At 53.4% G+C, this 19,670-nt stretch carries 19 protein-coding genes, 1 pseudogene and 2 other annotated features; all 20 genes and pseudogenes read right to left on the reverse strand.

The window, feature by feature from the left end; genetic code table 11:
* Nucleotides 1-89: 89 nt before the first annotated feature.
* Nucleotides 90-341 carry a DUF1294 domain-containing protein gene (locus GZ1_RS10250; protein WP_013524295.1) on the reverse strand — a complete coding sequence of 84 codons (252 nt, stop codon included), beginning with the start codon at nt 339-341 and terminating at the stop codon, nt 90-92.
* A 57-nt stretch (nt 342-398) separates the two neighbouring features.
* Entirely contained in the window at nt 399-758 is a 360-nt protein-coding gene (rplT, locus tag GZ1_RS10255; RefSeq protein ID WP_011232190.1) for a 50S ribosomal protein L20, read from the reverse strand.
* A gap of 25 nt (nt 759-783) precedes the next feature.
* Nucleotides 784-984 carry a 50S ribosomal protein L35 gene (gene rpmI, locus GZ1_RS10260; protein WP_011232191.1) on the reverse strand — a complete coding sequence of 67 codons (201 nt, stop codon included), beginning with the start codon at nt 982-984 and terminating at the stop codon, nt 784-786.
* A 13-nt stretch (nt 985-997) separates the two neighbouring features.
* Nucleotides 998-1,582, reverse strand: coding sequence for a translation initiation factor IF-3 (infC, locus tag GZ1_RS10265; protein WP_075261478.1), 585 nt, complete (start codon nt 1,580-1,582; stop codon nt 998-1,000).
* Nucleotides 1,577-1,710 (reverse strand) — a sequence feature (ribosomal protein L20 leader region). It overlaps the preceding gene by 6 nt.
* Before the next feature lie 226 nt (nt 1,711-1,936).
* A complete protein-coding gene (gene thrS, locus GZ1_RS10270) occupies nt 1,937-3,895 on the reverse strand; it encodes a threonine--tRNA ligase (RefSeq protein ID WP_060788422.1) in 1,959 nt (652 codons plus the stop codon).
* Nucleotides 3,896-3,954: 59 nt separating this feature from the next.
* Nucleotides 3,955-4,185, reverse strand: a binding site (T-box leader).
* Nucleotides 4,186-4,230: 45 nt separating this feature from the next.
* Nucleotides 4,231-5,106 (reverse strand): putative sporulation protein YtxC, encoded by an 876-nt coding sequence (gene ytxC, locus GZ1_RS10275; protein WP_011232194.1) that lies wholly within the window; start codon nt 5,104-5,106, stop codon nt 4,231-4,233.
* Nucleotides 5,107-5,454: 348 nt separating this feature from the next.
* Nucleotides 5,455-6,396, reverse strand: coding sequence for a primosomal protein DnaI (dnaI, locus tag GZ1_RS10280; RefSeq protein WP_013144524.1), 942 nt, complete (start codon nt 6,394-6,396; stop codon nt 5,455-5,457).
* Nucleotides 6,397-6,407: 11 nt separating this feature from the next.
* Complete coding sequence (locus GZ1_RS10285) at nt 6,408-7,793, reverse strand: replication initiation and membrane attachment family protein (protein ID WP_060788423.1); 1,386 nt, start codon at nt 7,791-7,793, stop codon at nt 6,408-6,410.
* A 105-nt stretch (nt 7,794-7,898) separates the two neighbouring features.
* Complete coding sequence (nrdR, locus tag GZ1_RS10290) at nt 7,899-8,360, reverse strand: transcriptional regulator NrdR (protein WP_013144522.1); 462 nt, start codon at nt 8,358-8,360, stop codon at nt 7,899-7,901.
* A 67-nt stretch (nt 8,361-8,427) separates the two neighbouring features.
* Nucleotides 8,428-8,826 carry an aminotransferase class IV gene (locus GZ1_RS10295; RefSeq protein WP_011232198.1) on the reverse strand — a complete coding sequence of 133 codons (399 nt, stop codon included), beginning with the start codon at nt 8,824-8,826 and terminating at the stop codon, nt 8,428-8,430.
* A 123-nt stretch (nt 8,827-8,949) separates the two neighbouring features.
* Nucleotides 8,950-9,324: an adenosylmethionine decarboxylase gene (speD, locus tag GZ1_RS10300; RefSeq protein ID WP_011232199.1), complete on the reverse strand. Its 375-nt coding sequence runs from the start codon at nt 9,322-9,324 to the stop codon at nt 8,950-8,952.
* Between the two features lie 314 nt (nt 9,325-9,638).
* A complete protein-coding gene (locus GZ1_RS10305) occupies nt 9,639-10,667 on the reverse strand; it encodes a glyceraldehyde-3-phosphate dehydrogenase (RefSeq protein ID WP_060788424.1) in 1,029 nt (342 codons plus the stop codon).
* Between the two features lie 116 nt (nt 10,668-10,783).
* Nucleotides 10,784-11,389, reverse strand: coding sequence for a dephospho-CoA kinase (coaE, locus tag GZ1_RS10310; RefSeq protein WP_020754978.1), 606 nt, complete (start codon nt 11,387-11,389; stop codon nt 10,784-10,786).
* 27 nt (nt 11,390-11,416) lie between these two features.
* The gene (gene mutM, locus GZ1_RS10315; RefSeq protein ID WP_011232202.1) at nt 11,417-12,241 is read right to left on the reverse strand and encodes a DNA-formamidopyrimidine glycosylase; all 825 of its coding nucleotides are present in this window, start codon (nt 12,239-12,241) and stop codon (nt 11,417-11,419) included.
* A gap of 329 nt (nt 12,242-12,570) precedes the next feature.
* Entirely contained in the window at nt 12,571-15,207 is a 2,637-nt protein-coding gene (gene polA / locus GZ1_RS10320; RefSeq protein WP_060788425.1) for a DNA polymerase I, read from the reverse strand.
* A 153-nt stretch (nt 15,208-15,360) separates the two neighbouring features.
* The gene (gene pnpS, locus GZ1_RS10325; RefSeq protein WP_060788426.1) at nt 15,361-17,109 is read right to left on the reverse strand and encodes a two-component system histidine kinase PnpS; all 1,749 of its coding nucleotides are present in this window, start codon (nt 17,107-17,109) and stop codon (nt 15,361-15,363) included.
* Nucleotides 17,102-17,809: a response regulator transcription factor gene (locus tag GZ1_RS10330; protein WP_014196523.1), complete on the reverse strand. Its 708-nt coding sequence runs from the start codon at nt 17,807-17,809 to the stop codon at nt 17,102-17,104. The genes pnpS and GZ1_RS10330 overlap by 8 nt, the downstream gene beginning before the upstream one ends.
* A gap of 208 nt (nt 17,810-18,017) precedes the next feature.
* Complete coding sequence (locus GZ1_RS10340; protein ID WP_011232207.1) at nt 18,018-18,485, reverse strand: MaoC/PaaZ C-terminal domain-containing protein; 468 nt, start codon at nt 18,483-18,485, stop codon at nt 18,018-18,020.
* 84 nt (nt 18,486-18,569) lie between these two features.
* Nucleotides 18,570-19,508, reverse strand: a complete 939-nt coding sequence (mdh, locus tag GZ1_RS10345; protein WP_011232208.1) for a malate dehydrogenase — start codon at nt 19,506-19,508, stop codon at nt 18,570-18,572.
* Between the two features lie 26 nt (nt 19,509-19,534).
* A pseudogene (locus GZ1_RS18935) lies at nt 19,535-19,670 on the reverse strand (NADP-dependent isocitrate dehydrogenase); the annotation flags it as partial.

Here is a 19,670-nt window from a genome sequence, read left to right on the forward strand (position 1 = left end):
GGACGAAGTCCGTTTGCACTTCTGGGGAGTTGCAAGCCCCCACTTCAAGCGTTAGCTAAGTGGGAGTAGTTGACTCTCTCCTCCCCTTTCTACCTCATCCATCGCCAATAGAGAAACAGCTCCACCGCTGCCAACAGCGGCAAACCATAGCCAAAAGCCCGATGGCGCGTTTTATGACGAAACGTGTACATGCCCGCCATTGCCCCCAGAGCTCCGCCCAACCACGCCAGCAGCCAAAGCGTCCGCTCGGCGGTGCGAAAGCGGCGGCGCTTCGCCTTGTATTTGTCGACCCCCATCACGAAAAAAGCGAGAAGGTTGATCGCTATCCCGTATTGTACCATATCGATCCCTTTCCTTGATAAGAAAATGGCCACCCTGATCAAGGATGGCCATCGTTGTTATTTATTCAAATTCGCTTTCGCCAAGTCGGCGAGTTGGGCGAACGCGGCTTGATCGTTCACCGCCAAGTCGGCGAGCATTTTCCGGTTCACTTCCACGCCGGCCAGCTTCAAGCCGTGCATCAAACGGCTGTAGGACAAGCCATTTTGGCGAGCCGCCGCGTTGATGCGGACAATCCACAGTTTGCGGAAGTCGCGCTTCCGTTGACGGCGGTCGCGATACGCATACATGAGCGATTTCATCACTTGTTGGTTCGCGACTCTATATAATGCGTGTTTCGCGCCGAAATAGCCTTTTGCGAGTTTTAACACTTTTTTGCGACGTCTGCGCGTCACTGGTCCACCTTTTACGCGTGGCATAATCGTTCCCTCCTATAGTCGGTCGTTATTTCAAGTTGTCAAGCATTTGGCGGATGCGTTTGAAATCGCCAGGCGAGACAAGCGTCGCTTTGCGGAGATGACGCTTTTGTTTTTTCGTTTTATTGGCAAACAAGTGGCTCGTGTACGCGTGGCCGCGTTTTAATTTGCCGCTGGCCGTTTTTTTGAACCGTTTCGCCGAGCCGCGGTGAGTTTTCATTTTTGGCATCGCAGGTTCCTCCTTACTTGTTGTCGTTTTTCGGTGCGAGCACTAAAAACATGTTGCGCCCGTCCATTTTCGGCGCCGTTTCGACAACGGCAATGTCGGCGCACGCTTCCGAGAAGCGGTCAAGGACGCGTTGCCCAATTTCTTTATGGGTGATCGCCCGACCTTTAAAGCGGATCGTCGCCTTCACTTTATCGCCTTTTTCCAAAAACTTGCGCGCATTGCGCAGCTTCGTGTTGAAGTCATGCTCCTCGATCGTCGGGCTGAGGCGCACCTCTTTGACGTTGATCACTTTTTGTTTTTTGCGCGCTTCTTTCTCTTTCTTCTGCTGCTCGAAGCGGAATTTGCCGTAGTCCATGATGCGGCAAACGGGCGGTTTGGCGTTCGGCGCGACAAGCACAAGATCCAAGTTGCGTCTTGCCGCAATCTCAAGCGCCTCCTGCTTCGACTTGATGCCAAGCTGTTCGCCGTTTTGGTCGATCAAGCGCACTTCACGGGCACGAATTTGTTCGTTGATAATAAAATCTTTGCTAATAATGAGCCACCTCCAAGGTTTTTTCCGACTGGCTTGTTTGCCAGCAGAGCCCCACTTCCAGCCCAAAAAAAAGCGCAGATGCACAAAGCACCCGCGCAGTACGTCCTTACACTCGCATTGACGAACCGTAACAACCTGCCAACAGCCGTCTTGGCGTCGGTCAGGTGAGAAGCGGGGTGCTTCTGCTTTTGTTACAAACAAGCCATCATTCCACTTTATACACTATACCACCTTGGCGATGGCATGTCAAGGAGCGGATCTTGATAAACACAACGTCCTTTATTATAGCGGATCAACATTCAATTGGCAAGAGAAAATCTTGTTCACGCCGCCATTTCTTTGAAAAACCGCCCATGACATGGGCCATCGCCACCGTTGCTTCCTTGTAGCGCTTGAACGTTTATGTCGCCTGTCAACGGTTTATTGCGCTTTCCCTAATCTTGTCCGTTTTTCCCGCACATCGTCAGCGAGCAAGGCCATAAACTTGTCAAGCCCCATCGTCCGGCTTTCTTTTTCTCCATAGCGGCGGACGTTGACCGCTCGCTCAGACACTTCTTTATCGCCGACAACGAGCATGTACGGGATTTTTTGCATTTGCGCTTCGCGGATTTTATAGCCGATTTTTTCGTCGCGCTCGTCGACTTCGACGCGGAAGCCGCGTTCTTTCAGCGTCCGTTGCACGTCATACGCGTAATCGAGATGCGCCTCCGGCGACACGGGGATCACTTTGACTTGAACCGGGGCGAGCCATGTCGGAAACGCGCCTTTATACTCCTCGATGAGGAACGCGACAAACCGCTCCATCGTCGAGACGACGCCGCGATGGATGACGACCGGACGATGCGGCTTCCCATCCTCGCCAATGTATGTCAAATCAAAGCGCTCGGGCAACAGGAAGTCAAGCTGCACCGTCGAGAGCGTCTCGTCTTTGCCAAGCGCCGTGCGCACTTGCACATCGAGCTTCGGCCCGTAAAACGCCGCTTCCCCTTCCGCTTCGTAGTAATCGAGGTCGAGCTCGTCCATGGCTTCCCGCAGCATGCGTTGGGCTTTTTCCCACATTTCATCGTCATCGTAATATTTTTCTTTGTCATGCGGATCGCGGTAAGACAAGCGGAACGAGTATTCCTCAATGCCGAAATCCTTATAGACTTCCAAAATCAAGTTGACGACGCGCTTGAACTCGTCTTTGATTTGGTCCGGGCGCACGAAAATGTGGGCGTCGTTGAGCGTCATGCCGCGGACGCGCTGCAGGCCGGTAAGCGCTCCAGACATTTCATAGCGGTGCATCGTGCCGAGCTCGGCGATGCGGATCGGCAGCTCGCGGTAGCTGTGCAGCTTGCTTTTGTAAATCATCATATGGTGCGGGCAGTTCATCGGACGAAGCACAAGTTCTTCGTTGTCCATCTCCATCGGCGGGAACATGTTTTCTTTGTAATGGTCCCAATGGCCCGATGTCTTGTACAGCTCGACGCTGCCGAGCACCGGTGTGTAGACATGATCGTATCCGAGCGCCACTTCTTTGTCGACGATGTACCGTTCGATAATGCGGCGGATCGTCGCTCCTTTCGGCAGCCATAGCGGCAAGCCTTGTCCGACTTGTTGCGATGTCGTAAACAGCTCAAGCTCTTTGCCTAATTTGCGGTGATCGCGCTCTTTCGCTTCTTCAAGCAGGCGCAAATAACGATCCAAGTCTTCCTTTTTGAAAAAGGCCGTGCCGTAGATGCGCTGCAGCATTTTGTTGTTGCTGTCGCCGCGCCAGTAGGCCCCCGAGATGCTGAGCAGCTTGAACTCTTTGATTTTTCCAGTCGACGGCACGTGCACGCCGCGGCAAAGGTCGAAAAACTCGCCTTGCTCATAAATCGAAATCGGCTCGCCTTCCGGAATATCGGCGATCAACTCGAGCTTCAACTCATCGCCGATTTCTTCATACAGCCGGATGGCTTCTTCGCGGCTCACTTCTTTGCGGACGATGTCCAAATTTTCTTTGACAATCTTGCGCATTTCCGCTTCGATTTTCGGGAGGTCGTCTGGCGTCAGCTTATGCTCCATGTCGATATCATAGTAAAAGCCGTTTTCAATGACCGGACCGACGCCGAGCTTGACGTTGCCATACAGCCGCTTGATCGCCTGCGCCATTAAGTGGGCGGTGCTATGGCGCAAAATGTCAAGCGCCTCCGGCATGTCTTGGGTAATGATGACAAGCTCGCCATCTTCGTGAAGCGGCGTGCGCAAATCAACGAACCGGCCGTTCAGTTTGCCGGCGATCGCTTTTTTCTTCAGCCCCGGGCTGATCGAGGCAGCGATGTCTTCCGTCGTCGTCCCCTTCGGAAACTCCTTTTCCGCCCCATCTGGGAACGTGATGCGAATGACGTCTGGCATTGGCAATCACTCCTTTGTCATGATGATGAAAATGGAAAAATAAAAAAACTCCTCCCTCCTAAAGGGACGAGTTTTCATCGTGGTTCCACCCTTCTTCCCATGGCAACGCCTCGCCATGCCATGGCTCAACAAGAATAACGGTCGTCCACCGGCGGCAACTACTGGGCGTTGCGTTCGCTGCCGCAGCTCTGAGGGGGTAAGCGCATTTTTCGTGTTAGGAAGGTTCCAGCCGCTGCCTTCCCTCTCTGGAAACCGTAAAAATGCGCCCATGTCCTCGTCATCGCTTGTATTCATCCATATTCATGACGTCATTATAGCGAAAACAGCAGGAAAAATCAAGCTTCTCCCCCATTTCCAGCGTTGGCGGCAAACAAGCGGGAAAAATCGGCGCGGCGGCAGACGATCAGCCGTTCTTGAAACACGTTTTGCAGTGTCTGCACCATGCCGTCATCCGGATGATCGGTGTACAGCTCAATTTCCGCCGGAGCGAGCGAGACAAGCGGAGCGAGCACCGATGCATCAATATACATCGGCTGGCTGAAGACGAGATGGCGGTCGATCAACTGTCTCACTTCCGCCGCCGACAGCTCCCGCCGCTCGCTGTCGTAAAATACGAAGTGCGGCGGATCGTGCACCAAATACAGGCGCGGCCATTGCGGCGTCCGGCCAGCCAGGCAGTCGCGCAGCATTTGCACAAAATTTTGATACTCCTGCTCCAGCTTGTATTCATCAATCGCCAGCTCGACATAATGTTGGAGGCGCTCCATATACGGCTTTAGCCGGAACGTAACGAACGAAGAAAACGAAAATGACAAGCCGTCGCGCAAAAAGGAGGCAAAAGCGTCGCGCAACATCACGGTGCGCGAGGCGGCAAACGCCGCGCTTTTCCGGTAATCGCGCCGCTCGCCGTCCAAAAATGAATGAGCGAGGGCCAAAATTTGCTGCTGTTCTTCGACGTCGCGGAAATAAAAAACATTGGCAATGATGGATAGCAGCAGCCGGTCTTCCATCACCTCCTGCATAAACGCCGTCATCGCTGGGATGATATGCTCCTCAAGCACACGCTTCTCCTCGCCCTGTATGTAAACCGCCACGGTTTTGTTCCCGTCATAAGCGGCATGAAACAGCGGACCGTCATCCGGTTGCCGGTGATCTAGCAGCCCAACCAATTTTTCCGCCTCGCTTGCCTCGTCAAAATGGATTTCGATCACCCGCTGTCCCCCCTTTAGCCCGAAAGGCATGCTTGGTTTATATATATGGGGACAACGGGCTGTTTAGACTAAAAAACCACAAAGCTTAGCGGCGTTCATTGTTCGAGGAGAGGGTGCCCCAAAAGGATCGGGACACCCTTTCTTATTACCGTATACAGGCATAAAACAATTAAATTAAGAAACAATATGTTGTGTTTTGTTTAAGGGAAATTACCCTTTTGGGTCAGCCCCAGTCGGCAAACGAACCGCTTGCCGACTACGGCAGAAAAGCTAGAAACAGAACCTGCTCAACTAGTTTTTATGGGTTAATCAACATGCCTGTGCAAACGGCAACGTTTCAAATCGCCTTTATATATTTTGCTCGCGGCGGTTCGGTCCAGTGATTTCAATCGGATAGGCCAAATAGCGGATTCGCTCCATAATGCGCGCCGCCTTCACCTTCTCTTCTTCGCCGCGCTGCGAATACGTCAAATGATGGGCGAGCTGCTGCATATCAAAGTTCGACGTGAAAAACGTCGGCAAGTTTTCAAACATCCGGTATTGCAAGATCGGGCCAAACACATCATCGCGCACCCAGCTTGACATCGCCTCCGCCCCAAGATCATCGAGCATCAGCACCGGCACTTTTTTGATATAATCAAGCTTTTCGTTCATCGTCTGGTCTTGAAGCGAATGTTTCATCTCACGAAACAGCTCGGGCACGTAGACGATCAGCGACGAAACGTTTCGCTTCGCCAGCTCGTTGGCGATCGCGGCGAGCAAATACGTTTTGCCCACCCCAAACGATCCGTGCAAATACAAGCCTTTCATTTTTTTCCCTGGCTCGTATTCCGCCACAAACCGCTCGGCAAATCGGATCGCTTTGATCCGCCCATCGTCATTGAGATCGACGTCAGAGAGCGAAGCACGCAAGATTTCGCGCGGCATGAACATGCTTTGAATGAGCGACTCTTGCCGTTTTCGCTCGTCATGCTGCACTTTTTTTGGGCAGCGGTCGTACTCAACGTCGATCCTTCCACCGTTGACCACCAAATTTGGATGGTACCCCGGCAGCATGTTGTTGCATCGCTCAAGGCCCGGACATTGGCGGCAATTCCCGTGCTGCTCGATGAACTCATACAGCTTCATCAAGCTGCGGTCAACCGCATCGGCCGACAATTGCCGTTCGTGCGCCCGCAAAAACGGCTGCACGTCCGGATGCTCCAAAATGTAGCGTTTCATTTGTTCGTAGCGTTGTTTAAACCGTTGATTGCCAAGCAACCGCTGCAACAGGTGGTTTACTCGTTCCATGGCTTTTCCCTCTATGATTCATCACGGTATTTTTTCAGCCGTTCCTCAAGCTCTTTGCGCGCCTGTTCGACGTCAAAATCATCATCATCCGGCTGGCTGTAATCCATGTTCAGCCAGTCCGGGACGATTTCCGTGCGCACGACTTTGCGCACCGTCCGCGTCCCTTTTTCCTTTTCGTTCGCCCAGTTTTGGTATGTTTTCGCCTCTTCTTTCGCCAGTTCCATTGCTTCCTTCACGGTTTTCACCTTTTTGCGCGCCCAATGGCTGGCGATTTTTTCTACGTATTTTTTCGACAGCTTCATATTCGTCCGGAGCATGACATAATAAATGAGCACGTTGACAACTCCGGGGAGCAGCTGCTGCTGGAACATAATGTCTTCGATCAACTGCAAATCAGCAAGCGACGGCTCAGCGCCGCCTGAAATCTCTTTCAGCAGCTGGCGCGGGGAAATTGTTTCCAGCTGTTTCATTAGTTGCTCCTCTTTTGTGCGCGGTTCGATGTTTTCCATCGTCCGGTAGGCGAGCGGCTGCACTCGTTCGACGAGGCGCGGCTCGACACCGCCATGTTCGAGCTCATACCATTCGCGCGCCGCCCGGCGCAACGCGTCAATATCGATATGATAGGCCGGATCGATGACGCCAAGGACCAGTTTTTGCATCTCAAGCGGCGGAATGCCGTATAAAAACGCCAGCTTTTTAATCGCTTCCTTCACTTTCGCTGTCACCGCTCGGCGCGGCACAAGCTGCTTGGACAGGCCGGCAAAAAACAGCTCAAAGTCGAATACATCATCATCAAGCACATACGACTCCTCATCCCGCCTGATGTGATCCTTCCCTTCAAGCAGCTCGGGCCCGGCTTCTTCGCTGAGGCCGGCGACGATTTGTTCAGCGGGCACGGCCGAAAACACGTCGGAAAACGACCGCGTCACCTGGGTGAATTTCGTTTCATCAATGGACGGACGGGCAAAAAAGTTGCTCAGCTGGATAAACAAGTGGCGGCCGACTTGCCGGTGCAAAAAAACGCTCAACATCTCGTCGCGGAAAAACTGGTCTGGCGCCAACGGCGGGCGCAGCTCATAAAGAAACAGCTTCGGTTCATCCGCCTCTTTAGCGTGGACGTATGTGTCGAGCAGCCCGATTCCTTCGAGTTTCAACCGTTCGCTGTAAATGTCCGGCAGTCCGCACTGCATGAGCGCCATAAGCCGATGATGGGTCGCTTCCTGGCCGTCAAGCAGCTCAAGCTCCCCCCAAAGCGTCATATAAAGCGCCAACGCCCGGCAGCCGATGAGCGGCTGGTAAAGCAGCGTCAGCACTTTACGGTCCACCTCTTGCAACACCCCACGGCTTTGCACGGTATAACGGTCGACAGCAATCAGCTCTTTCCAATGGTGTTGCATCGCTCCGACCTTCCATTTCGCCGTATTCGTTTCAAACCGGCTCTCCCCTTTCCTGCCGAAAAGACGTTGAAAAAAAGGGCTTGCCGCCTAACGCCAAAGCCCTTTTTACCGTTGCCCTTTTTTGATCAGCTCTTTCAGTTCTTCAATGAACACATTAATATCTTTAAACTGCCGATAGACGGAAGCGAAGCGGACATAGGCGACCTCATCGATGTGTGACAGGCGCTCCATCACCATTTCGCCGATCGTTTCGCTTTTCACTTCCGAGACGCCTTGATTGCGCAGTTCGCGCTCAATTTCCTGCGTCACTTTTTCAAGCTCCTCGAGCGCCACCGGCCGCTTCTCGCACGCTTTGATCAAGCCGCGCAAAATTTTCTCCCGGCTAAATTCTTCGCGCGTCCCCTCTTTTTTCACAACAATCAGCGGCGGCTCCTCGATCCGCTCAAACGTCGTAAACCGATAATGGCACTGTTCGCACTCCCGCCGGCGGCGGATCGAACGACCCTCTTCAACCGGGCGCGAGTCAAGCACGCGCGTGCCTTGATGATGGCATGAAGGACATCGCATAACATCCACTCCGTTGATCTTCTTATTTTCTATCATACCGGAATGGACGAAAGCAGACAAGATATAGTTAGCTGTTCAGTCCGGAACCGATATAGGGCAGGCGGGCGTCGAGCTTCCGATACAAATCGAGAATGACCGCCCGGCTATGCCCAAAATCAAACGGCAATAGCTTCGTCTCCGTCGTCGCGGAAAAGTCGACCGCCGTTTCAAACGGCCGCACGGAAATGACGGTAGCGACGATAAACAACTTTTTGCCGCGCCTTGTTTGTGCACAAATTTCGCCGCGCTCTTCGGAAACAGAAACGAGCTCGGCGCCAGGCAGCGACGAGAGCAGCTCCTTGACCGCATCGATCACAGCGCGGTTCGTCGCTTTGTAATAATGGCTTCTTAGCTCTTCATCTTCATGATTTTCCCGCGTTTCACAATGGTTTGTGAAGGCGTATTTGAGTGTTTTCCACATGCTCATTGCCACGTCTCCCTAGTCATTCTTTTTCTTCCATCATACCATGATGTTCGCCGCTGTTGTACCGCCGAGGGCGCAAAAAAAGGAGCGTTTCGCTTACGCTCCTTTCGGTTTATCATGATCCAATTACAGCGCCTGCGCCTTTTTCACTTCGATTGGGCGCATGCCGCGCGGAAGTTCAATCGTTTCCCGCGTTTGCGCGCCCAGCATTTCGGCAATGTAATCGGCGGCAATCGTCGGGTCTAAATGGCCGCATGTATACACATCAATGCTCGCATAGCCGTGTTCGGGAAACGTGTGAATCGTCAAATGCGATTCCGAAATAATGACGACCCCGCTTACGCCTTGCGGAGCGAATTTATGGAACGCCACTTCGCGAATCTCCGCTCCCGACTTTAACGCGGCGTCAACGAACGTTTTTTCAATAAAATCAATATCATTCAGTTTGTCAAAGTCGCATCCCCAAAGTTCCGAGATAACGTGACGACCCATCGTGTCCATGAAAAGAATCCCCCTTTAACCAATTTTCTCAAACAAATAAAAAAACAGAAGGTGAGTTGCAAAATGGCATGTATAACTACCACGGGGGAAAGTTAGTCCTAAGAGGTCCTAACCCTTTAAGTAGTCACATTACCCTTGCCGTTAAGAAGTTCACGAGACATAGTATACTTTGTTTAGGGGGTTTTTGCAACAGGCTTTTTTAATTTTTTTGCATAAAAAAGAGAAAAAGCGCCCACGCCCGCACCGTGGCCCGATCCGTTTGTGCGGATCGCAAAAGCCATAGCGCAGGCGGCGCGCTTCACATCGAACCGCTGTTACGCATTGACGCTGAGACGCTCATTCATTTTGGCCGCGACAAGATGGGCTAAATCAACGACGCGGCACGAATAGCCCCATTCATTGTCATACCAAGCGAGCACTTTCACTTTTCGCCCTTCCATCACCATCGTCGACAGGCCGTCGATAATCGCAGAATGCGGATTCGTATTGAAATCGATCGAGACAAGCGGCTCCATCGTGAAATCCAAGATGCCTTTCAATGGGCCGTTGGCAGCGCGGATCAGCGCCTCGTTCACCTCATCAACCGTCACATCGCGCTTCAAGTCGACGACCAAGTCGACGAGCGAGACGTTCGGCGTCGGGACGCGGAGCGCCATGCCATGAAGCTTCCCTTTTAAATGCGGCAGCACTAGGCCAAGCGCTTTCGCCGCTCCCGTTGTCGTCGGGATGATCGACTGCGCGCATGAGCGGGCGCGGCGCAAATCTTTATGCGGGTTGTCGATGTTTTTTTGGTCGTTCGTATACGCGTGAACCGTCGTCATCAGGCCGTTTTCAATCCCAAACGCTTCATCGAGCACTTTGACGACCGGAGCCAAACAGTTTGTCGTACACGAGGCGTTCGAAATGATGAAATGGCGGTCGATGTCAAGCATATGCTCGTTGACGCCAACAACGATCGTCACATCTTCATTTTTGCCCGGGGCGGTTAAAATGACGCGCTTCGCCCCTGCCTCAAGGTGAAGGCTCGCCTTTTCGCGGTCGTTGAATTTTCCGGTCGCTTCAATCACAATATCGATAGCAAGCTCTTTCCACGGCAGCTGTTTCGGGTCGCGCGAGTTTAACAGCCTCACTTTTTTGCCGTTGACGAGCAGGCCGTCTTCCAAGGCGATGACCTCACCGTCAAATTTACCGTGGTTTGAGTCATATTTCACTAAATGGGCTAACGTTTCCGGCGGATAGCTGGCGTTCACCGCCACAATGTCGAGGTCAGGGGAATTGATGGCGCGCCGGAACACCATCCGTCCGATTCGTCCGAAACCGTTAATCGCCACTTTCGCCTTCATTCACTTTGTTCTCCTCTCATATATGTTATACTATTTTCTTATATTTGTATAAATAGTATATCATATTTTTAGGGAATGTGGAGAACAAAATGACTGAAAGCGAACAAAAAAGACGCCTATTTTTCCAAGGCGTCCCATTGTTTCAAAATAGCCAACAGCTGACGGCGTGTCTCTTCCCTCGTTCCGTTATTGTTGATGACCGCGTCGGCCCGCTTCATTTTTTCCGCCAGCGGCCATTGAGCGCAAATGCGGGCGCGCGCTTCTTCCTCAGTGAACCCGTTCCGCTCCATCAGCCGGCGAAGCTGGATGTCATCGTCAACATACACGACAAGTACTTTATCGACCCAGGATGTCAATCCGCTTTCAAATAAAAGCGGAATGTCCAATACGACCGTTTTCGCCCCGGAACGGACGAGCGCTTCTTTCTCCGCGAGCATTTTCTGACGCACCGCCGGGTGAACGATGGCGTTTAGCTTTTTCCGTTCTTCTTCGTCGTTGAACACGATCGCCCCGAGTTTCGCCCGATCGATCTCTCCATTTGTCTGCAAAATGCCCGGACCGAAGGCGGCGACAATCTGACGGTAGGCGTCTTCCCCCGGTCGGACGACGGCGCGCGCCGCTTCGTCAGCATCAATGACCGGAAGGCCGAGCTCGCGCATCATCGCGCTCACCGTGCTTTTGCCGCTGGCGATCCCGCCGGTCAATCCGATCGTCAACGTCATGGAACCTCTCTCCTTTTTACACGCCGCCTAGCGCTGGCAGCGCGGGCAATAATGCGTGCCGCGGCCGGCGACGACCGTTTTTTCAATCGGCGTGCCGCATCGTTTGCATGGCTCTCCTTTGCGTCCGTAGACGAACAAGCTATGCTGAAACGCACCCGCTTCCCCTTGCGTGTTCACGTACGTGCGTACCGTGCTTCCCCCTTTCATGACCGCCTCGCCGATCGTCGCCACCATTTCCTCATGCAGGCGCTCGATCTCTTTGCTGGAGAGAGAGGCGGCCGGCCGGCCGGGAAGAATGCCGGCGCGAAACAGCGATTCGTCGACATAAATATTGCCAAACCCAGCCACGACCGTCTGATCAAGGAGCAACGCTTTGACCGACCGTTTCGTTTTCACCGCCCGCTCCGCCAATACAGCTGGGGAAAACGCCGGGGAAAGCGGCTCCGGCCCAAGCTCAGCAAGCGGCGGCCGGCGGTCAGCTTCTTCTTTGGCATAAACGTGCATCGTTCCGAACTTGCGCACGTCGCGGTAACGGAGTTCGCTGCCGTCCGTGAAGCAAAACACGACGTGCGTATGCGGTTCGAGCGGCTCGAGGGCAGAAGCAACGGCGTAGCGCCCTTCCATGCGCAAATGGGAAATGAGCGCATCGCGGTCGAGCAGGAATTTCAAAAATTTCCCTCTCCGTTCCAAACCACGCACCGTCTGTCCGATCATTCTTGCCGCAAACGCCTCGGGGTCTCGCGGATGGCGGATGATGTTCGGCCAAAAGATGCGCACATCCTCAATCGTTTTTCCGACAATAAGCGGCAAAAGCGTACGACGGATCGTTTCCACCTCCGGCAATTCCGGCATGGCGATCCCCCCTTTCCTCCGTTTTCCTGCATCGTTCCTGCCGACGCTTTCACATTGACGCCGGTTCATCCGCCGAGAGAAAGATTCTCCATGGGGCGGCAGCTGTTTCGCTCCCATTCATCGAGTTGCAGCCGAGAATCGTCGCACCGAAAGATTCTGCCTAAAAGGCCGGTGAGAAACGCTGATTTTCACAAAATCGGTCATGTTGGTTGAGAAGGACGGCTCGATGTTCAAGGCTTCCCAACTGGAGAAGAGTCGTTGTGAAACTGCTTTTTCATTCCATCACAGGCCTTCTTAGGGATGCCGGCGCTCCACACCAAGACTTCTCTTTATTTCGCGTCATACCACGTCGAGCCATAATGGTAATCGACTTTGAGCGGCACGCGAAGTGTGACCGCTTGCTCCATCACTTCCGGAACGAGCCGGCACAGCCGCTCCATCTCTTCTTTCGGCGCCTCCAAAATGAGCTCGTCATGCACCTGCAGCAAAAGGCGCGCTTGCAGCCGCTCTTCCTTCAGTCTGGCGTTCAGATCGATCATCGCCTTTTTAATAATGTCAGCGGCGCTCCCTTGAATCGGCGTGTTCATCGCCATCCGTTCAGCAAAGCTGCGGACGTTGAAGTTGCGGCTCGTGATATCCGGCAAATAGCGGCGCCGATGCAGCAGCGTCGTCACATACCCTTTCTGTTTTGCTTCTTGCACAATGTTTTCCATATACCGCTTCACGCCAGGGAAGCTTTCGAAGTAGCGCTCGATGAATTCAGCCGCCTCTTTGCGCGAAATATTTAAGTTTTGCGCCAAGCCGTAATCACTGATCCCGTAAACGATCCCAAAGTTGACCGCCTTCGCCTGACGGCGCATGTTGGGCGTCACTTCGTCCTCGCTCACTTGGAAAATGTCCATCGCTGTTTTCGTATGGATATCCAAATCGCGGCGGAACGCTTCCATTAAATTGTCATCTTCCGCAATATGGGCGAGGACGCGCAACTCAATTTGTGAGTAGTCGGCGGCGAAAATGAGCCAATCAGACTCCGACGGCACGAACGCTTGGCGGATTTTCCGTCCTTCCTCAAGCCGAATCGGAATGTTTTGCAAGTTCGGCTCCGTCGAGCTGAGCCGTCCGGTTTGCGTCAACGCCTGATTGAAAATCGTATGCACCTTCTTTGTATCGGGTCGCACGACTTTCAGCAATCCTTCAATATACGTCGACTGCAACTTGCCAAGCTGGCGGTAATGCAAAATGTTTTCCACGATCTCGTGATAAGGCGCAAGTTTTTCAAGCACATCCGCTGAAGTGGAGTAGCCGGTTTTCGTTTTTTTCAAGACGGGCAGCTGCAGTTTTTCAAATAAAATGACGCCGAGCTGTTTCGGTGAATTGATGTTGAATTCTTGGCCGGCGAGCTCATAAATGCGCTGCTCGACCGTGCCGAGCTGCTCGGCGAGCTCTTCGCCCATCTGTTCGAGCCGCTTCGTATCCACTTTCACTCCGGCAAATTCCATTTCCGCCAAAATCGAAGACAACGGCTGCTCGAGCTCGACGAGCAACCGATCTTGTTCGTTGCGGCGCAGCTCATCCAAAAACGGCCGTTCGAGCTCCCAAATCGCCGCCGCCTTGCGGACGAGATGCTCGGCGAGCACTGGCTCATCCGGCACGGCCCGCTTCGCCCCTTTGCCATACACCGCTTCATCCGGGCGCACCGCTTCGTATTGCTTCATTTTGGCTGCGGCAGCTACATCATCAACACCTTGCGCCGGATCAAGCAAATAGGCGGCCAGCAATAAATCAAAGGAAACGCCGCATAGCTCAATTCCTTTCCATTTCAAGGCGACTGCCGCGCGCTTTGAGTCAAACATGCTTTTTTTCTTCGTTTCATCACCAAGCCAGGCGACAAACTGCGGATCGGCAAGCGCCGTCTCCGGGCGCAGGAAAAACCGTCCATGTTCGTTGACCACAGCGATGCCGACGATCGGCGCATCATGATAATTTTCCTCGACCACTTCAACGACAAGCGCCGCCTTGTCGGCAAGCATCTCCTCCGTCACGCGGTCAGCAAGCGTAAATGCCATCTTGGCAAGCGGTTTTTCCTCTTCTGATGACGGCGATTCCATTTTCTCTAAAAACGATTGAAACCCAAGCTCTTTAAATAAAGCGACCACTTTCTCCCGGTCTTCCCCTTGATAGACGATGTCATCAAGCGAGAGCTCGACCGGGGCGTCGCGGCGAATGGCGGCGAGCTTTTTGCTTAACAGCGCCATCTCCCGGTGTTGGCGCAGCGTTTCTTTCAACTTTTCGCCTTTGATCTCGTCAATGGAGGCAAGCACATTTTCGACCGTGCCGAATTGCCTGAGCAGCTTGACCGCCGTCTTTTCCCCGATGCCCGGCACTCCGGGGATGTTGTCCGATTTGTCGCCCATCAATCCTTTCAAATCAACGATTTGTTCCGGAGTTAAGCCGTATTTTTCGCGGACCGTCTCCGGCGTGTATGGTTCGATATCGGTAATCCCTTTTTTCGTAATGTCCACCGTCACATGGGGGGAGGCGAGCTGGGTCAGATCGCGGTCGCCGGAAATGACTTTCACCTCAAACCCTTCCTGCTCAGCGCGGGCGGCAAGCGTTCCGATAATATCGTCCGCTTCGTAGTTCTCGAGTTCATAGGCGGGGATGCGATATGCCCTCAGCAGCTCGCGCAACAGCGGAAACTGCTCCGACAGCTCCGGTGGCGTCTGCTGGCGCCCACCTTTATACTCTTGAAACGCTTCATGCCGGAACGTCGTTTTCCCGGCGTCAAACGCGACAAGCATATGAGTTGGCTCTTCTTCCGCCAAAATTTTATTCAACATCATCGTAAACCCGTAGACGGCGTTCGTATGGATGCCTTTGTCGTTATGCAAAAGCGGCAAGGCAAAAAAGGCGCGGTACGCCACGCTGCTGCCGTCGATTAAAACAAGCTTTTTTTTCAATCTCATCCCTCCTCGGATGCTTCCTTGTCCTATTGTACCATGCCTGCGGCTTGCCTTGAACGCTCTCCCACCATGATGGGAGGCGCCGATTCATCCCCTGCTTACGCTCACGCTGAAAAATGGGAGGCTTCTCAGTTGGAGATGATCAAAAGAAGCCGGCTACCGTCCCGGCTTTGGAAAATGGATCGTGAACACGGTGCCGCACCCCACTTTGCTCGCTACGGTAATATATCCATGGTGAGCCTCAACCAAATGTTTCACAATCGAAAGGCCCAACCCCGTTCCGCCGGAATCGCGGCTGCGCGCCTTGTCGACGCGGTAAAAACGCTCAAAAATGCGCGGGATTTCCTTTTCCTCAATGCCGATTCCGGTGTCTTTCACATGGATCAGCACTTCTTTCTCCGTCTCTTCCGCCTCGACAGCGACCCGTCCGTGCTCCGGCGTATACGTGATGGCGTTGGCGAGCAAGTTCAGCAAAATTTGCTTCATCCGATTTCTGTCACCGCGGATGACAAGCCCGGATGGCGATTCGATATGCAAATCAATTTGTTTTTCCGCCGCTTTTTGGCGAAACACAGCAGCCGCTTCGGCGATGACTTGAGCGATATCCACGTCTTCGAGTTGCAGCTGAAATCCGTGCTGCTCGATTTTCGACAAGTCCAACAGTTCCTCAACGAGCGTTTGCAGCCGTTCGCTTTCTTTTAAGATGATGGTCAAAAAATGTTCGAGCGCCGCTTCATCCTTCATGGCGCCATCCAATAGCGTTTCGGCGAATCCTTTGATGGACGTCACCGGCGTTTTCAATTCGTGCGAAACGTTGGCGACAAAGTCTTTGCGGATTTGCTCAAGACGCTTCAGCTCCGTAATGTCGTGAAACACGACGACAATCCCTTTCCATTCGGCGTTCGTGCCAATGATGGGAGCCCCGTATACATCGAAATGTTTCCGCTCGATGCCAATCGTCAGCCGCATATGCCGGCGCATCGTCGTTTCGGTGATGAAAATATCATCGATAAACCGGACGATGTCGCCATGCGGCAGCACATCGGCGTACGGACGGTGTAAACAATCCGACGGATCGAGATGAAACTGAGTCTGGAACGCCCGATTGATGAGAGAAATATGTCCGCGGTGGTCAATAAACAACAGGCCGCTGCCGACGTTTTCAATGAGCGTGTGAAGCCGATCGGTCTGAATTTCCCGCGCCCTGCTCATCTCCTGCAAATGGCGGGCCAGCCGGTTGATCGAGCGCACAAGCATCCCGGCCTCGTTATATTCACCATCGGGCACACGGGCGGCGTAATTGCCTTTTTCCAGCTCAAACGCCACTTTCGTCGCTTCTTCAATCGGCTTCATATATTGATTGGCGATTTTCCAGACGAGGGCGATGATGACAACGAGCGCCATCCCGAGGCTGCTCGTGAGCACGCCCCAAATTTGCTCGTTTACTTTTTGGAGTGAGCTCGTCGGTGTGCTTAACACGACGTACCCGCTCCGCTCACCGCGCTCGTACGGGACGATGTAGTAATAGACGTCGTTTGTTTTTTCAATCACGGAAAAACGGGGAAACTGCTTTTTGCGCAAAATCGCGCGGACGATGCGCTCATGGTCTTTGTCGCTGATCGCTGCGACGCGACCGCTGTCAAACCGCACCCGTTCTTCTTTATCGAGCACGGTGATGCGGGACGACAGCTCATTCCCCATTTCCTGCAAATCGGCGCGGATTTGCTCGAGCGGTTCATTTTCAAGCAAAATCGCAAGCGCTTGGGCCTCTTTTTCCATCCGTTTGTTCATCGTCTCGGCGTAAAAATCTTTCAGCAATTGCCCGAGCAAAAGCCCGAGGGCGATCAACACCGTGGCGATGAGCGTCACGAGCCAAAACAAAAGGCGGGTGCGGAAGCTATTCATGCCGCTTCGGTTCCTCCAACTTGTAGCCAAGGCCGCGCACCGTTTTAATGTACATCGGTTTTTTCGTATCGGTTTCGATCTTCTCGCGCAAGTGGCTGATATGGACGTCGACAATGCGTGTATCGCCGGCAAACTCGTAGTTCCACACGGCGCTGAGCAGCTGGTCGCGCGTCAACACCCGCCCTTTATGGCGAGCCAAATAAAGGAGCAACTCAAACTCTTTCGGCGTCAGCTCAAGCGGCTTGCCGTCGATCGTTGCTTCATAGCGTTCCGGAAAAATTTCCAGATCGCCAACAACAAGCCGCTCGCTCGATTCAGCCGCCGGCTGAACGATCTCCGTGCGGCGCAAAATCGCCTTGACGCGGGCAATGACTTCGCGCGGGCTGAACGGCTTTGTCATATAGTCGTCGGCGCCAAGCTCAAGACCAAGCACTTTGTCAAATTCATCATCGCGAGCCGTCAACATTAAAATCGGCGTCATGATTTGCTGCTGGCGAAGCCGCTTGCACACATCAACGCCGTCAAGCTTCGGCAGCATCAAGTCCAAAATAATGAGCGCCGGCTGCTCGGACGCTACTTTCACGAGCGCCTCTTCGCCATCGTGAGCGGTCACGACGTGAAATCCGGCTTTCTCCAAATTGTACGACAACAGAGTCACAATCGGCTGTTCGTCATCGACAACTAAAATTTTTCGTCCCATGCCGCTCCTCCATCCCGTCCAATGGTTTCTGCCTTTATGATACCACAATTGACGCCATGATTCGGACAAAAAAAGAAAAAAGGGCGGTTTTCCTGCGGACAGGTTGCCCGCGGAAAACTGCCTCTCGCGTTTGGTTGGCTTCCTTTGGCGGAAAGCGGCATAAAACTCCCCCTTTGTTTCGAAGTGGGGGACTGCTTTCAACATGAGGTCAAAAGTTCTCGAGCACCCGCCCGTCTAGGCGCGGCAACGTATGCGGCGGGCAGACAGACAGCGTTCCGTCAAGCACCGTTTCCGCACCGCGCGTCGCCATGACGGACAACGTCACGCAATGGCCCGCCTCATCGACATCGGCGACTTCGAGCAAAAATTCGAGCGTTTCATAATGATAAACGGGGCGGAGAAAGCGAAGATCCTGCCGCGTAATGTAGCTGCCCGGGCCTGGCAAATATTTGGAGACCGCGGACGTGATCATCCCCGTCAACATGACCGGCGGCACGACCGGTTTTCCAAACGGCGTCTGTGAAGCATAATCATGCTGGATATAGAGCGGATTGGCATCATCCGTCAGCCCAAGATAAAGAAGCAAGTCTTTGTCTTCGATGGCGGCTTGGAACACGAGCTTTTCCCCCGCTTGAATTTCCCCGATCCGTCTCCCGAGCTTTCGTTTTTTCAACATGTTCCCACCCCTTCGTTGTCTAGAAAGCGCTTTCATTGACTGTGGGCAAAAATCCGGGGCAATGCCCGGATTTTTGCCTCGCCGCTATTCCAGCATGCGCATGACATTTTTAACGGATTCGACGGATTTGGCGAGCGCCGCTTTTTCCTCTTCGGTCAGCTCGAGCTCGATCACTTTCTCGATGCCGTTGCCGCCGAGGATCGTCGGCACGCCCAAATAAATGCCTTCATAGCCGTATTCGCCTTCAAGGTAGGCGATCGCCGGCAAAATGCGGCGCTGGTCTTTCAAAATCGCTTCGACCATTTCGACAAGCGAGGCGGCCGGTGCGTAGTAGGCGCTGCCGTTGCCGAGCAGGTTGACGATTTCACCGCCGCCTTTGCGCGTCCGCTCAACGATGGCGTCCAAACGATCTTTCGGAATGAGTTTTTCGAGCGGAATGCCGCCGGCGTACGAGTAGCGGACGAGCGGCACCATGTCATCGCCATGGCCGCCTAAAACAAACCCAGTGACATCTTTTACCGAAATGTTCAGCTCCTCGGCGACGAACGTGCGGAAGCGCGCCGTATCCAAGACGCCCGACTGGCCGATGACGCGGTTTTTCGGAAACCCGGACTCTTGAAACACCGTGTATGTCATGGCATCGACCGGGTTCGTCAAGACGATGATGTAGCAGTTCGGCGAGTATTTGACGACTTCCTTCGTCACTTGCTTCATAATTTTTTGGTTCGTCGTCACCAAATCGTCGCGGCTCATGCCCGGCTTGCGGGCGATGCCTGCTGTGATGACGACGATGTCGGAATCGGCTGTGTCAGCGTAATCCGATGTGCCGATGATATTCGCGTCAAAGCCGAGCACCGGGCTTGCCTCGAGCATATCGAGCGCCTTCCCTTTCGTTGGGTTCTCAAGCTGCGGAATATCGACCAACACGACGTCGCCGAGCTCTTTTTGCGCCAAAAGGAACGCCGTCGTCGCCCCCGTGAATCCGGCGCCGATCACCGAGATTTTTTTCCGTTTCATCGCCATCGTTTGCCATCCCTTTCCTTCAAAGGTTAGTCCATATTGCGGATGAGCGCATCAGCAAATTCGGAGCATTTCACTTCCGTCGCCCCTTCCATCAGGCGGGCGAAGTCATACGTGACGATTTTCGCAGCGATCGTTTTCTCCATCGCTTTGATGATCAATTTC

Source organism: Geobacillus zalihae NBRC 101842, from assembly GCF_001544135.1.
Taxonomy (GTDB): domain Bacteria; phylum Bacillota; class Bacilli; order Bacillales; family Anoxybacillaceae; genus Geobacillus; species Geobacillus zalihae.

Bases quoted from the DNA above. Each gene is read 5' to 3' on its own strand.
- GZ1_RS10250 (WP_013524295.1), bottom strand. From the start codon at position 341: ATGGTACAATACGGGATAGCGATCAACCTTCTCGCTTTTTTCGTGATG.
- rplT (WP_011232190.1), bottom strand. From the start codon at position 758: ATGCCACGCGTAAAAGGTGGACCAGTGACGCGCAGACGTCGCAAAAAA.
- rpmI (WP_011232191.1), bottom strand. From the start codon at position 984: ATGCCAAAAATGAAAACTCACCGCGGCTCGGCGAAACGGTTCAAAAAA.
- thrS (WP_060788422.1), bottom strand. From the start codon at position 3,895: ATGCCAGACGTCATTCGCATCACGTTCCCAGATGGGGCGGAAAAGGAG.
- dnaI (WP_013144524.1), bottom strand. From the start codon at position 6,396: ATGGAACGAGTAAACCACCTGTTGCAGCGGTTGCTTGGCAATCAACGG.
- GZ1_RS10285 (WP_060788423.1), bottom strand. From the start codon at position 7,793: ATGCAACACCATTGGAAAGAGCTGATTGCTGTCGACCGTTATACCGTG.
- nrdR (WP_013144522.1), bottom strand. From the start codon at position 8,360: ATGCGATGTCCTTCATGCCATCATCAAGGCACGCGCGTGCTTGACTCG.
- GZ1_RS10295 (WP_011232198.1), bottom strand. From the start codon at position 8,826: ATGAGCATGTGGAAAACACTCAAATACGCCTTCACAAACCATTGTGAA.
- speD (WP_011232199.1), bottom strand. From the start codon at position 9,324: ATGGACACGATGGGTCGTCACGTTATCTCGGAACTTTGGGGATGCGAC.
- GZ1_RS10305 (WP_060788424.1), bottom strand. From the start codon at position 10,667: ATGAAGGCGAAAGTGGCGATTAACGGTTTCGGACGAATCGGACGGATG.
- coaE (WP_020754978.1), bottom strand. From the start codon at position 11,389: ATGACGTTGACGATCGGATTGACCGGCGGGATCGCCAGCGGCAAAAGC.
- mutM (WP_011232202.1), bottom strand. From the start codon at position 12,241: ATGCCGGAATTGCCGGAGGTGGAAACGATCCGTCGTACGCTTTTGCCG.
- polA (WP_060788425.1), bottom strand. From the start codon at position 15,207: ATGAGATTGAAAAAAAAGCTTGTTTTAATCGACGGCAGCAGCGTGGCG.
- pnpS (WP_060788426.1), bottom strand. From the start codon at position 17,109: ATGAATAGCTTCCGCACCCGCCTTTTGTTTTGGCTCGTGACGCTCATC.
- GZ1_RS10330 (WP_014196523.1), bottom strand. From the start codon at position 17,809: ATGGGACGAAAAATTTTAGTTGTCGATGACGAACAGCCGATTGTGACT.
- GZ1_RS10340 (WP_011232207.1), bottom strand. From the start codon at position 18,485: ATGTTGAAAAAACGAAAGCTCGGGAGACGGATCGGGGAAATTCAAGCG.
- mdh (WP_011232208.1), bottom strand. From the start codon at position 19,508: ATGGCGATGAAACGGAAAAAAATCTCGGTGATCGGCGCCGGATTCACG.